The sequence below is a fragment of the Roseateles chitinivorans genome (genome assembly GCF_050632145.1).
Taxonomy (GTDB): Bacteria; Pseudomonadota; Gammaproteobacteria; order Burkholderiales; family Burkholderiaceae_C; genus Roseateles; species Roseateles chitinivorans_B.
This window is the reverse complement of sequence record NZ_CP192577.1, coordinates 3,577,385-3,590,707: the sequence shown is the minus strand read 5'-3', so window position 1 is coordinate 3,590,707 and position 13,323 is coordinate 3,577,385. Positions and strand designations below refer to the sequence as shown.

General features: G+C 70.2%; 13 protein-coding genes. 6 read left to right on the top strand and 7 right to left on the bottom strand.

Translation table 11 applies throughout. The features are described 5' to 3' along the window. The first annotated feature begins 75 nt into the window (after nt 1-75). From ACQ86G_RS16570 to ACQ86G_RS16555, 4 genes are all read left to right on the top strand, one after another. Nucleotides 76-1,083, top strand: a complete 1,008-nt coding sequence (locus tag ACQ86G_RS16570) for a D-2-hydroxyacid dehydrogenase family protein (RefSeq protein ID WP_431256367.1) — start codon at nt 76-78, stop codon at nt 1,081-1,083. Then, nucleotides 1,080-1,724, top strand: a complete 645-nt coding sequence (locus ACQ86G_RS16565; protein ID WP_431256366.1) for a chromate transporter — start codon at nt 1,080-1,082, stop codon at nt 1,722-1,724. The genes ACQ86G_RS16570 and ACQ86G_RS16565 overlap by 4 nt, the downstream gene beginning before the upstream one ends. Continuing rightward, on the top strand, nt 1,721-2,332 hold the full coding sequence (locus ACQ86G_RS16560) for a chromate transporter (protein WP_431256365.1): 612 nt from the start codon (nt 1,721-1,723) through the stop codon (nt 2,330-2,332). Before ACQ86G_RS16565 ends, ACQ86G_RS16560 begins: the two co-directional genes overlap by 4 nt. Before the next feature lie 81 nt (nt 2,333-2,413). Further along, the gene (locus ACQ86G_RS16555) at nt 2,414-2,629 is read left to right on the top strand and encodes a putative motility protein (RefSeq protein WP_431256364.1); all 216 of its coding nucleotides are present in this window, start codon (nt 2,414-2,416) and stop codon (nt 2,627-2,629) included. 85 nt (nt 2,630-2,714) lie between these two features. Here the strand turns inward: ACQ86G_RS16555 and upp are convergent, their stop codons facing one another. From upp to ACQ86G_RS16525, 6 genes are all read right to left on the bottom strand, one after another. Continuing rightward, nucleotides 2,715-3,347 (bottom strand): uracil phosphoribosyltransferase, encoded by a 633-nt coding sequence (gene upp, locus ACQ86G_RS16550; protein WP_431256363.1) that lies wholly within the window; start codon nt 3,345-3,347, stop codon nt 2,715-2,717. A gap of 95 nt (nt 3,348-3,442) precedes the next feature. Next, on the bottom strand, nt 3,443-4,198 hold the full coding sequence (rlmB, locus tag ACQ86G_RS16545; protein ID WP_431256362.1) for a 23S rRNA (guanosine(2251)-2'-O)-methyltransferase RlmB: 756 nt from the start codon (nt 4,196-4,198) through the stop codon (nt 3,443-3,445). Between the two features lie 46 nt (nt 4,199-4,244). Then, nucleotides 4,245-5,030, bottom strand: a complete 786-nt coding sequence (locus tag ACQ86G_RS16540) for a DUF1624 domain-containing protein (protein ID WP_431256361.1) — start codon at nt 5,028-5,030, stop codon at nt 4,245-4,247. A gap of 170 nt (nt 5,031-5,200) precedes the next feature. After that, complete coding sequence (locus tag ACQ86G_RS16535) at nt 5,201-6,052, bottom strand: ABC transporter permease subunit (protein ID WP_431256360.1); 852 nt, start codon at nt 6,050-6,052, stop codon at nt 5,201-5,203. Continuing rightward, on the bottom strand, nt 6,049-6,822 hold the full coding sequence (locus ACQ86G_RS16530) for a taurine ABC transporter ATP-binding protein (RefSeq protein ID WP_431256359.1): 774 nt from the start codon (nt 6,820-6,822) through the stop codon (nt 6,049-6,051). Before ACQ86G_RS16530 ends, ACQ86G_RS16535 begins: the two co-directional genes overlap by 4 nt. 43 nt (nt 6,823-6,865) lie before the next feature. Beyond that, nucleotides 6,866-7,888: an ABC transporter substrate-binding protein gene (locus ACQ86G_RS16525; RefSeq protein ID WP_431256358.1), complete on the bottom strand. Its 1,023-nt coding sequence runs from the start codon at nt 7,886-7,888 to the stop codon at nt 6,866-6,868. Nucleotides 7,889-8,192: 304 nt separating this feature from the next. On the opposite strand from ACQ86G_RS16525, the gene betC reads away from it, so the two are divergent. Together betC and ACQ86G_RS16515 are read left to right on the top strand one after the other, a co-directional pair. Beyond that, nucleotides 8,193-9,830, top strand: a complete 1,638-nt coding sequence (gene betC, locus ACQ86G_RS16520) for a choline-sulfatase (protein ID WP_431261423.1) — start codon at nt 8,193-8,195, stop codon at nt 9,828-9,830. 64 nt (nt 9,831-9,894) lie between these two features. After that, the gene (locus ACQ86G_RS16515) at nt 9,895-12,186 is read left to right on the top strand and encodes a TonB-dependent receptor (protein WP_431256357.1); all 2,292 of its coding nucleotides are present in this window, start codon (nt 9,895-9,897) and stop codon (nt 12,184-12,186) included. Here the strand turns inward: ACQ86G_RS16515 and ACQ86G_RS16510 are convergent. Continuing rightward, the gene (locus ACQ86G_RS16510; protein WP_431256356.1) at nt 12,164-13,102 is read right to left on the bottom strand and encodes a LysR substrate-binding domain-containing protein; all 939 of its coding nucleotides are present in this window, start codon (nt 13,100-13,102) and stop codon (nt 12,164-12,166) included. The two genes, ACQ86G_RS16515 and ACQ86G_RS16510, sit on opposite strands and share 23 nt — an antisense overlap. Between the last annotated feature and the right edge of the window lie 221 nt (nt 13,103-13,323).

Here is a 13,323-nt window from a genome sequence, read left to right as displayed (position 1 = left end):
GATCTGTTGCACGACGCTCGCCCAATGGCCTTGGGGTGACCGTTACAGGCGAGTAGGATCGGAGCCCGCACGCCTATGAACATCATCATCCTCGACGACTACCAGGACGCCGTGCGCAAGCTCCCTTGCGCCGTCAAGCTGGACGCGCTGAACGCCAAGGTCTTCACCAACACCGTCAAGGGCATCGGGCAGCTGTCTGTCCGGCTGCGGGACGCCGAAGTGCTGGTGACGATCCGCGAACGCACCCACTTCCCCCGCCAACTGCTGGAAAAGCTGCCCAAGCTCAAGCTGATCTCGCAGACCGGCCGCGTCGGCAAGCACATCGACGTCGACGCCTGCACGCGGCTCGGCATCGCCGTGGCCGAGGGCGGCGGTTCGCCGATCGCCCCCGCGGAACTGACCTGGGCGCTGATCATGGCCGCGATGCGGCGGCTGCCGCAGTACATCTCGACGCTCAAGCACGGCGTGTGGCAGCAGTCGGGTCTGAAGTCCGGCGCGATGCCGCCCAACTTCGGCCTGGGCATGGTGCTGCGCGGCAAGACGCTGGGCATCTGGGGCTACGGCAAGATCGGCCAGCTGATCGCCGGCTACGGCAAGGCCTTCGGCATGCAGGTGCTCGTCTGGGGCAGCGAGGCCTCGCGATTGCGCGCGCAGGCCGACGGCCACCAGGCCGCCGACAGCCGGGAGGCCTTCTTCGAACAGGCCGACGTGCTGACGCTGCACCTGCGCCTCTCGGATGACACCACCGGCATCGTGAGCGCCGAGGACCTGGCACGGATGAAGCCGACCTCGCTGTTCGTGAACACGTCGCGGGCGGAGCTGGTCGCCGACGGCGCGCTGGTCTCCGGCCTGAACCGCGGCCGCCCCGGCATGGCGGCGGTCGACGTGTTCGAGTCCGAACCGATCCTGCAAGGCCACCCGCTGCTGCGCCTGGAGAACGCCGTGTGCACGCCGCACATCGGCTACGTCGAGCAGGACAGCTACCAGATGTACTTCGACGCGGCGTTCGACAACGTCCTGAACTACATGGCCGGCAAGCCGTCCAACATCGTCAACCCGGACGTCCTGAAGGGGCTCCGGTGAGCGCAGGGCCTGCCTCCGGAACGCCCTCCTCCCCTGAAGGCGCCGCGACGGACGCCGCGCCCCCGCCGCTCTCGCAACCCGAGTCCCTCCCGCAGCTGTTCTGGGCCTTCACCTGGCTGGCGCTGCAGGGATTCGGCGGCGTGCTCGCCGTGGCCCAGCGGGAACTGGTCGAGCGGCTGAACTGGATGACGCGCGAGGAGTTCGTCGAGACGCTCGCCGTCGCGCAGGTGCTGCCCGGACCGAACATCGTCAACATCTCGCTGATGATCGGCGACCGCTTCTTCGGCTTGCGCGGCGCGCTGGTCGCCCTGGCCGGGATGATGCTGTTCCCGGCCGTGATCGTGCTGGTCCTGGCCGCGCTGTCGACGACCTGGCTGGCCTCGCCGCGGATGACCGGCGCGCTGCGCGGCATGGGCGCCGTGTCGGCCGGGCTGATCCTGGCCACGGGCTTCAAGCTGCTGCCCTCGCTGAAGAAGAATCCGATCGGCCTGACGCCCGGACTGGCGCTCGCGGCGCTGGTGTTCTGCGCGACCGTCTGGCTGAAGCTGCCGCTGTTCTGGATCGTGCTGAGCGTGGGGGGCCTGGGCATGACGCTGGCGCTGATCGCGCTCAAGCGCAGTCGCGCAGGCGTCCGCCCATGAACCCGGTCGCGACGCCAGGCGTGCACGCCGGCCTTCATGCCGGGTGGAGCCAGATGCTCGTCGGCACGCTGAGCTGGCCCGAACTCGGCGCGCTGATGCTGCACTTCCTGATGCTGTCGCTGCTGTCGATCGGCGGCGCGATCACGACGGCGCCGGACATGCACCGCTACCTGGTCGACGAGCGCCACTGGCTGACGGACCAGAGCTTCACGAGCTCGATCGCACTGGCGCAGGCGGCGCCGGGTCCGAACATCCTGTTCGTCGCGGTGCTCGGCTTCAATGTATCGGGGCTGCTGGGCGCGGCGGCGGCGATGGCCGGCATCCTGCTGCCGTCGACGACGCTGGTCGTGGCGGCGACGCGCTGGGCGCGCAACAACCGCGAGCACCTCGGGGTGCGCGCGTTCACGGTCGGCATGGCGCCGCTGACGCTGGGCCTGATGATCGCGACGGGCTGGCTGCTGGCCGCGCCCTATCTCGTCGAGCCCACGCATCGCTGGGCGACGCTGGCGATGATCGTCGCGACCGTCGTGCTCACGATGCGGACCAGGATCGGGATCGTGTGGCTGGTGCTGGGCGGCGGGGTGCTGGGCGCACTCGGGGTCGTCTGAGGTCATCCCCGGACCCCGTCGGCGCCATGGTTTCGCGGGAACCGTGCTCAAGCTGGCGCCGGGATGGTCGATAGTGAAGGCATGAACATCACCAACTCCCCCAGCGTCGCCGCAGCGGTCAGCAGTGCATCCGGCAGCACGCCGGGCACGGTCGGCAATGCCGCCAGCCTGCTGGTGCTCCGCAAGGCCATGGATGTCCAGGAATCCGGCGCCGCCGCATTGCTCGCCGCCCTGCCGCAGCCGACCGCCCTCGCCACCGAGGGCACGCTCGGGCGCAACCTCGATACCTACGCCTGAGCCCTCGCCCGCCGCCCGCCGCCCGGGCCGAGCCCCGGGGCTGGATCGTCCCGGCCGGGCATCGCCCGGCCAGTTGGCCGCCCGTTCAGAGGTCCTTCGTCCCGAAGATCTTGTCCCCGGCGTCGCCGAGGCCCGGGATGATGTAGCCGTTCTCGTTGAGGTGCGAGTCGATCGCCGCGGTCCAGCAGCGGATGTCCGGGTGCGCCTTGTTCAGCGCCGCCACGCCTTCCGGCGCCGCGACCAGGACCAGCGCCCGGATGTCCTTGCAGCCGCGCTGCTTCAACAGGTCGACCGTCGCGATCATCGAGCCGGCCGTCGCCAGCATCGGGTCGACGATCAGCGCGGTGCGCTCGTCCAGCTTGCCGACGAACTTCTCGAAGTAGTTCACCGGCTGCAGCGTCTCATGGTCGCGCGCCAGGCCGACCACGCTCACCTTGGCGTTGGGCATCATGTCCAGCACGCCGTCCAGCATGCCCAGGCCCGCGCGCAGGATGGGCACCACCGTGACCTTGCGACCGGCGATCTGGTCGATCTCGACCTGGCCGCACCAACCCTCGATCCTCGTCTTCTCGAGCGGGAAGTCCGCCGTCGCCTCGTAGGCCAGCAGCCGCGCGACCTCGCCAGTCAACTCGCGGAACTTCTTGGTGGACATGTCGCCCTCCCGCATCAGGCCGATCTTGTGCTTGACGAGGGGATGCGTGACTTCGATGACTGGCATGGGCGCTACCGGGCTTGGGGATGCGGAGTTTGGAACGGCGCCTCGTGGGCGCCGGGATGGACGCGATTATCTCGCGCCGCCGTGCGCAGCCCCTCTCAGACCTTCTTCTGCCGCTGGCGCAGCGCCTCGTACAGGCACACGCCGGCCGCGACCGAGACGTTCAGGCTTTCCACCGCGCCCTGCATCGGGATGCGGACCAGCTCGTCGCAGGTCTTCGCGGTCAGCTGGCGCATGCCGTCGCCCTCGGCGCCGAGCACCAGCGCCACCGGTCCCGTCAGGTCCAGGTCGTACAAGGTCTTCTCCGCCTGGTCCGAGGTGCCGATCACCCAGATGTCGCGCTCCTTGAGCTCGTTGAGCGAGCGCGCCAGGTTGGTGACCATCAGGTAAGGCACGGTCTCCGCGGCACCGCTGGCGACCTTGGCCACCGTCGCGTTGAGTCCGACCGCATGGTCCTTGGGCGCGACCACCGCGTGGGCGCCGGCGCCGTCCGCCACGCGCAGGCAGGCGCCGAGGTTGTGCGGGTCGGTGACGCCGTCCAGCACCAGCACCAGCGGCGGTCCCTCGACCTGCTCCAGCACCTCGTCGAGCGAATGCGACTGCGCCACCGCCTTGACCCGCGCCACCACGCCCTGGTGGCGGTGCGAGCCGCACAGCGCCTTCAGCCGGTCGTCGTCGCTCTCGACGAGTTTCGCGCCCGCCGCCTCGGCCTTCTCGAGGAAGCCGCGCATGCGCTGGTCCTTGCGCGTGGCGTCGAAGAGGATTTCCTGCACCGAGGCCGGCGCGGTCTTCAGGCGGACGGTGACGGCATGGAAGCCGAACAGGATCTGGGTCTTGGCGGGAGAGGAGCTCATGGACGCGATTGTCGCGCACCCTTGCCGGCCCTGACCGCCGGGCCCCTCACAGCAGACCCAGCGTCCGCGCCCCCGTCAACGCGCCGATCATCACCGGCTGGTGGACCATGTAGTAAGACAGCGACCACCGCCCCATCACCGACAGCGGACGGACCGCCGGCAGCAGCGGTCGCTGCATCCACTGCCGCACGGCCTCGATGCGCATCAGCGCGCAGCCCCACAGCATCGGACCCAGCCACGGCAGGATCGGCACGTAATCCTCGGTCAGCGGCTTGCGCGTGACCAGGCCGAGCCAGTTGGTGGTCCGGGTATCGAAGAAGGGATGCGCGACGAAGAACGGCAGCGCGACCGCGACCGCGCCCAGCAGCCACAGCGCGGCGGTGGGCAGCCTCGAGAAGCCGAAGCGCACCAGGATGAGCATCAGCGCCATGCCGTGCAGCACGCCGAAGCTGATGAAGGAGCGCGGGAACATGAACCACGAGCCGATCGAGACCAGCAGCGCGCAGGCCATCACCTGACCCCAGCGGCGCCAGAACCGGTCCGCCGTCTGGCCCTGGGCCAGCGCGACCGCCTGCCCCATCCCCGCGCAGAGCAGGAACAGGCTGACGATGCCGCTGCGCTGCCAGGTCCAGAACGGATCCCGGTAGAAGTCCTGCACGACGATCTTGAAGTAGCTCAGGTCGAAGCAGAAGTGGAAGACGGTCATCCAGACCATCGCCACGCCGCGCAACGCGTCGAGCCGGTCGTAGCGGGGGGTCGTCGGGACATCGCGAGACGCGGCCTCGAGGCCGGGGTCAGGCGTTGCGATCGGGAAGCGGGCCGGCGGATTCATCGGGGATGCAGTCTACATAAGCCATCGCGCCACTCGATGACGCGCGGCCGGCCATCGACCATCGACCCACCCGACCCCCGCATTCAGGTGGGTCCAGGGCCACGGCCAACGATCCGGCGCCTGGTGCCGGTACCGGGTACCGGGTACCGTGTACCGGCGGTCCCCTTGCGCTACTGCCGCCCCTTCCACGGCACCAGCCGGCGTTCCACCGCCCGCATGGCCGCCGAGAACGCGAAGGCGCACGCCGCGATCACGCCGATGCCGAAGAACACGGCATCCGTCGACAGGAAGTGGGAGGCCGACATCACCATGAACCCGATCCCGCGCGTGGCGGCGATCAGTTCCGCGGCCATCAGGGTGCCCCAGCCGACACCGAGCGCGATGCGGATGCCCGTCAGGATCTCGGGCAGCGCCGACGGCAGCACGATGTCCTTGAAGAGCTGCCAGCGCGTCGCGCCCAGCGACAAGGCCGCGTTCACGCGCTCCTGCGACAGGGAGCGGACACCCGCCTGCGCCGACATCACGACCGGCGCGAACATCGCCAGCGTGAGCAGCGCGATCTTCGAGGTCTCGCCGATGCCCAGCCAGATGATCATCAGCGGCAGGTAGGCCAGCGGCGGCAGCGGCCAGTAGAACTCGATCGGGGCGTCCAGGATCCCCTTGGCCCAGCGGTTCATGCCCATGGCCAGGCCCGCGGGGATGCCCAGCGCGATCGCGAGGATCGCGGCCGCGAGGATGCGGCCCAGGCTGGCCCCCACATGCGCCCACAGCGACGCGTTGGCGTAACCCTCCGCGACGATGCTGCGCGCGGCCTCCAGCACTTCGCCCGGCGGCGGCAGGAACAGCGGCTCGACCCACCCGGCGCGCGTCACCCCGTACCACGCGAGCAGGATCGCGGCGCCGGTGCCGAGACTGATGGGCACCGTGGACCGCTCGCCGATGCCGAAGGCGCGCGACTTGACGAGGCGCGGCCCGGCCGCGGGCGGGGTGTGAGGCGCGATCTCGGGAACGACCGCGCTCATGCCGCGGCCTCCGCGCGCTCATGGCGCAGATCGCTGCGATGGACGATGGCGCGGATCTCCTCGCGCAGCGCGGCGAACCGGGGCTGCGTCTTGACGGCCCGGGCGTCGCGATCCCGTGCGAACTGGTGGACGAAGTCGAGCTCGTAGCGCGCCACGATGCGGCCCGGGCGCGGCGACATCACGATCAGCGTGGTGCCCAGGAACAGGGCCTCCTCGATCGAGTGCGTGATGAAGAAGACCTGCTTGCGCGTGCGCGCCCAGACGTCCACCAGCAGTTCCTGCATCTGCTCGCGCGTCATGCTGTCCAGCGCGCCGAAGGGCTCGTCCATCAGCAGCAGGTCCGGGTCGGTCGCCAGCGCGCGCGCCAGGCCCACGCGCTGCCGCATGCCGCCCGACAGCTCGTGCGGCGCGGCCTGGGCGAAGTCCTGCAACCCCACCAGGCGCAGCAGCGCCAGCGCCCGCTCGTGACGCTCCGCTCGACCGACCCCGGCGAACTTCAGGCCCAGCGCCACGTTGTCGACGACGCTCGCCCAGGGCAGCAGCGTGTCCTTCTGGAACACCACGCCGCGGTCGGCGCCGGGACGATCCACGGGCCGGCCGTTGAGCGTGATGCGCCCGTCGGACAGCGGCAGGAAGCCGGCCATCGCGTTGAGCAGGGTCGACTTGCCGCAGCCCGAGGTGCCGAGGGCGACGACGAAGCCGGCCTCGGGGATGTCGAGCGAGACACGATCGAGGGCGTGGATGGGCTGACCCCCCGGCCCTCGAACCACACGCTGGCCTGGTCGACGCGAAGCATGGCGGCCCCCGCCGCACTCATGGCGCCAGGCCGGCCACCACGGCCGGCGTGACGAACGGCGCGTAGCTGGGCAGCACGCGCGGGATCTTGCGCTGCGACTGCAGGAACACCGCCGTCTCCTTCAGGATGCGGGCCACGCCGGACTTCTCTCCGCCGGCCAGCCAGGCCTCGGTGGCCTGCGTCCGCGCCGGCAGCAGCGACAGGTTGCGCAATGCCGACGCCTGCGTGGCGGGCGTGCCGCCGAGCAGCTTCGCCAGGGCGCGCGCGTGCTCGCTGTCCGGGCCCCAGGCCGCCGGGTCCTTCAGGAACGAACCCGTGTACTTGTCCGCCGTGGCCGCGAAGGCCTTCAGGAAGGCGGGATTCGACGCGGCGAACGACGCGGACGCGACCCAGGCCGAGAAGGTCGGCGCGCCCTTGTCGGCGACGTCCTTGGACGTCACGAGCACCTTGCCGTTCTTCTTCAGCTCCGTCAGCGCCGGGTCCCACACGAAGCCGCCGTCGAGGTCGCCGCGGTTGAAGCCCGCCACGATCTCCGGTTGCGGGATCGCGAAGACCTGGACGTCCTTCTCGGTGAGCCCCTGGCTCTTGATCAACGCCAGCAGCTGGTAGTGGTCGGTCGAGACCGGCGCGGCGGCCAGCCGCTTGCCCTTGAGGTCGGCCACGGTGTGGATGCCCGAGCCGTTGCGCACGACCAGCGCCTCGTCGATGCCCGAGATCGAGGCGAGGTAGAACGCCTTGACGTCGAGACCGCGCGAGACCGCCGCGGCGTACGGGCTGGAGCCGACGTAGCCGACCTGCACGTCGCCGGAGGCGATGGCGGCGAAGACATCGGCGCCCGAGTCGAACCGGCGGAAGTCGATCTGCACGCCGGTCGCCCGCGCGAACTCGCCGTTCGCGATCGCCACCGAGGACGGCAGCGCATCGGTCTGGTAGCCGACGACGACCCTGGTGTCGGCCGCGATCGCGTGACCGGCCGGCAGCAGCAGCGCGGCAGCGATGAGGACCGCGCTACGGCGGGTGATGGCGTTCAGGAGTGTCATGGGGCGGAGGCTTTGTGGGTCAGACGGAGCGCACGCCATGCAGGCGGGGGCTTTGCTTTTTCCATGCTAGCCAGCGCCGGGTCGGCGGGCTTAGCCGCATTCCGACTAAGCTCATGCGACATCGCCGAATCGTGTCGCCGTCAGAGGAGAAGACGGCCTGGCATAAGGAGCGCTGATCGAGGCATCAGCGGGCAACGCCTTCACGGTACGGAGAGCCCGTGCAGACAATCGTCCGTCCCATTCGATCGCCTGCTCCGTGCCCCCATTCGTGCCTCCACTCGTGCCTCCATTCACCCCGCGCCAAGTGCCGCGCCACGCGTCTCAGAACGCGTCTCAGAGCGCGCCCAGGAAGGCGCCCAATCTCCTGCTGCTCATCGCCGACCAGCTCACGCCCGGCGCCCTCCCCGCCTACGGCCACCGCGTCGTGCAGGCGCCGCGCCTGCAGCGGCTCGCGGAAGAAGGCGTGGTGTTCGATTCGGCCTACTGCGCCAGTCCGCTGTGCGCGCCCGCGCGCCACGGCCTGCTGACGGGCCGGCTGCCGTCCACCTTCGGCGCGTTCGACAACGCGAGCGAGCTGCCCTCCGAAGTTCCGACGCTCGCGCATCACCTGCGCCGCAGGGGTTACCTGGCCATCCTCGCGGGGAAGATGCATTTCACCGGCGCGGACCAGCTTCACGGCTACGAGGAGCGGCTGACCACCGACATCTATCCGGCCGACTTCGGCTGGACGCCGGACTGGAGCCGCCCCGGCGAGCGCCTGCCCTGGTACCACAACATGGACTCGGTGCTGCAGGCCGGCCGCTGCGTGCGCAGCAACCAGCTGGACTTCGACGACGAGGTCGTGTTCGCCGCGCAGCGCCGCCTGTTCGACCTCGCACGACAGCCCGACGGACGACCGTTCTTCATGACGGTATCGCTGACGCATCCGCACGATCCCTACGCCATCGCCGACCCGTGGTGGAGCCGGCATCGTGACGAGGACATCGACCTGCCGCGGCTGCGCGCCGCGGACGTGCGGGACGACCCGCACACGGCGCGGTTGCGGCGCGCCAGCCTGGCGGATGTCCAGCCGGCGAGCGAGGCCCAGGTGCGCGACGCGCGACGCGGCTACTACGGTGCCATCTCGTACGTCGACGACCAGTTCGGCAAGCTGCTGGACACGCTGGAGGCGACCGGCCTGCGCGACGACACCATCGTCGTGCTCATCAGCGACCACGGCGACATGCTGGGCGAACGGGGGCTCTGGTACAAGATGTCGTTCTTCGAGCCGAGCGCGCGGGTCCCGCTGATCGTGCACGCGCCGCGTCGATTCCGACCGGGCCGCGTCGCGCACAGCGTGTCGCTCGTCGACCTGCTGCCCACGCTGCTCGATCTGGCGCATGACGGCACGGAAGGCACGGAAGGCACAGAAGGCGCACCGACGCCGGACATCCAGGGCCGCTCGCTGCTGCCGCATCTGCTGCGCACCGGCGGGCATGACGAGGCGTTCGCGGAGTACCTCGGCGAGATCGCGCTGGCGCCCATCGTCATGATCCGCCGCGGCAGCCGCAAGTTCATCCACTCGCCCGCCGATCCCGACCAGCTCTACGACCTGGTCGCCGATCCGCAGGAGCTGCACAACCTGGCCGACGAGCCCGCGCATGCGGACGAGGTCCGCGCGCTCCGCGAGGAGGCCGCGCGTCGCTGGGACCTGCCGGCGCTCGACGACCAGGTGCGGCGCAGCCAGCGCCAACGGCGCCTCGTCTTCGAGGCCGACGGCCAGGGGCGGCGTCCCACCTGGGACTTCCAGCCTCGCGTCGATGCGAGCCGGCAATACGTGCGCAGCCACCTCACGCTCGACCAGATCGAGGCGATGGCGCGATTCCCCGTGCCGCCGGCCGTCGCCGCCCCACGCCCTTCACACCAGGACGTCGGCACCACGACGTCGACACCCCACCCCTGACACCACGTCCTCCCCTCCACTGCCTTTCCCGCTTCGCGTCCCGCGACGCCCTCAGCCACACGCCATGACCCGTTCCTTCAAGCGCACGCCCGTCTGCCTGGTCCTTGCCGCATTGCCCTGGTCCGCCATGGCACAGCAGGACGCCACCGCCCCGGCCCCGGCCGCGACCGCCTCCGCGCCCGCCTCCGGGGCCCCGTCCACGCCAACATCCGGACCCGCCGCCACGATCGACGCGGTGACGGTCTTCGGCAGCGGCCAGTCACGCCAGGTCAATGCGCTGCGTCCGAGCGACCTGGGCGAGGCCCTGCCCGGCAGCAGCCCGCTGGCGGTGCTGAACAAGCTGCCCGGCGTGAACTTCCAGTCCGCCGACGCGTTCGGCGCCTACGAGTGGTCGACCAAGCTCACCATCCGCGGCTTCGGCCAGAACCAGCTGGGCTACACGCTCGACGACGTGCCGCTGGGCGACATGAGCTACCGCAACCACAACGGCCTGCACATCAGCCGCGCCATCGCCACGGAGAACATCGGCGACGTGCGGGTGTCGCAGGGCGCGGGTTCACTGCAGACCGCGTCCAGCAGCAACCTGGGCGGCACGATCGAATTCCGCTCGCTCGATCCGTCTCCCCACCGCGGCGCCCACGCCGAGACGACCTTCGGCGAGGACGCCTTGCGGCGGACCTTCGTGCGCCTCGACTCGGGCGCGTTCGCCGGCGACACGCGCCTCGCGATCAGCGTCGTCGATCAGCGTTCGGACAAGTGGAAGGGCCAGGGCCAGCAGCGCCAGCAGCAGTTCAACAGCAAGCTGGTGAGCACGCTCGGCGACGTGAAGCTCAGCGCCTTCCTCAACTACTCGCGCCGCGAGGAGGTCGACTACCAGGACCTGTCCAAGGAGATGATCGGCCGGCTGGGCACGCGTTGGGACAACTACTACGCGGACTGGAACGCGGCGCTGCGCTCCGCGCGGGGCCAGTGGTCGCGCGGTGAGACCTCGATCGACGACGCGTACTACGCGGGGTCGGGCCAGCGCCGGGACGTGCTCACCGGCGTGACGCTGGACTGGGGCATCACGGATCAGGTCGGGCTGAAGACGACGCTCTACCACCACCGCGACGAAGGTCCGAGCCTGTGGTTCACGCCGTATGCCCCGTCCTCCGACGCGGTGCCCGTCTCGCTGCGCACGGTGGAGTACGGCATCCGTCGCTCCGGCGTGCTGTCCACGCTGGAGGTGAGCACCGGCGCGCACGACCTGCGGGCCGGCTTCTGGCTGGAGGACAACCGGTTCGACCAGGCGATGCGCTTCTACTCCCAGGCGGCCGGTCCGATCTCGCCGTACGACGCGCCGAGGGACCCGACATCCACGCGCTGGGATTACCGCTTCGACACACGGACCCTGCAGTTCCACGTGGCCGATTCGATCCGCCTGTCCTCGCAACTGCGCGCCGACGTCGGCTTCAAGTCGCTGGTCAGCGCCGACAGCGTCCACACCCGCTCGGGCCCCGAGAAGACCGGCAGCATCGATGCCCGCGGGCGTTTCCTGCCGCAGCTGGGGGTGAACTGGAAGCTGGCCCCGGCGCAGGAGCTGTTCGCCTCGGCCTCGCGCAACCTGCGCGCCTACAAGGCCGCGGCGATGGAGGATTCCCCGTTCGCCTCGACCGACGCCGGCTTCCAGGCCACGCGGGGCCAGCTGCGACCCGAGCGCTCGACCACGGTCGAAGGCGGCTGGCGTTATCGCGACCTCGGGGCGTCGGCACTCGAAGCCTCCATCACCGCGTACCACGTCGACTTCAAGCATCGGCTGCTCGCGATCCAGCAAGGCGCCGCCATCGAAGGCAATCCGTCGGTGCTGGCCAACGTCGGCCGCGTGAAGACGCACGGCGTGGAAGCCGGGCTGTCCTGGTCGCCGCTGCGCCACCTGCGCTGGTGGAACACGCTGAGCTTCAACGACGCCAAGTACCGGGACGACTTCATCGACAACGGCGTCCTCGTCGCCACGGCCGGCAAGCAGGTGGTGGACGCGCCGCGCTGGCTCGCCAACACCAGCCTGCGCTACGACGACGGCCAGTGGTTCGGCCAGCTCGGCGCGCACTACGCGAGCCGGCGCTACTACACCTACCTCAACGACAACAGCGTGTCGGGCGCGACGCGCTGGGATCTCAGCGCCGGTGTGAAGCGGCCGGGCGGCGGCCTCGTGAAGTCGTGGCGCGTGCAGGTGAGCGTCAGCAACCTGTTCGACAAGGACAGCGTCGCCGCCATCGGCACGAACGGTTTCGTCACGAGCGATCCGAACGGGACGGCGCAGACGCTGCTGCTGGCCGCGCCGCGCACTGCGGCGATCACGGTGGCGGGCGACTTCTGAGCGCCGTGGTGCGCGCGCACTCGGCGACCAGCCAGTCGCAGAAGCGGCCCTGCAGGCCGTGCGACTGCCACGGCCGCAGCGTCGACAGGAAGTAGCCGCGCGAGGTCTGCAGCGGTTGCGCGTCGGCCTGCACGAGTTCGCCGCTGGCGAGCAGGTCGTCGACCAGCGGCGCCCAGCCGAGCGCCACGCCCAGGCCGGAGACCGCGGCCTGGACGACGAGCGAGTAGTCGTTGAAGGTGATCGCGTCCGACGCCGCGGGCGCACGTTGGCCGCGCCCGCGGAACCAGTCCGCCCAGCTCATCCAGCGCGCCGTCTGTCCGTGCTGCTCCAGTTGGAGCAAGGGCATGGCCGCCAGCTCGCGCGGCGTGGGCAGGCCGTGGCGCAACAGCGCCGGACTGCACACCGGCACCACCGACTCGGCGAAGAGCAGGCGATGCGATCCGGCGTCGGGGCACTCGCCGAAGATGACGCTGAGGTCGGGCACGCCGACGCGGGCATCGGGCTCGCTCTGCGACGTCAGCAGGCGCAGCTGCAGCTCGGGGATGGCCTGACGCAGCGCGACCATCCTCGGCAGCAGCCACAGCTTGGCGAAACCGAAGTCCGTGGACAGCGTCAGGGTGCGGCGCGACTGCTGCGTCCGCATGTCCGCGGTGACCAGGCGCAAGGCCTCCAGCGTCTGCTGCACCGTCTCGAGGAGGCGCTCGCCTTCATGGGTCAGGCGCACGCCGCGGTGCAGCCGGTCGAACAGCGGCAGCCCCAGCTCGTCCTCGAGCTTGCGGATGCGCAGGCTGACGGCGGGCTGCGTCGCGCCGAGCTCCTCGGCGGCCGAGGTGAAGTTGAGGTGCCTCGCGGCGGATTCGAAATGGATCAGCGACTGCAGCGCAGGCAGCGGCTGCGGCAAGGCCTTGTGGGACATCGAGGGCTCCGGGTCGGGTTCCCCAATGCAGGAAACGGCCGGAAGCTAACACCCGCGGAGGGCGCGTCCAAATGAGTTCCGCAGATATGCATATGGCCCCGCTGGGCCCGTGATCCGGAGGATGACGAAGCACGCGACGTCCGATCGCGCGCGACGGCGCGGCTTTCGACGCGCCGCGTCGCGAAAGACTTTTTCCAATCACCGCCCGCGATGCACTCTGT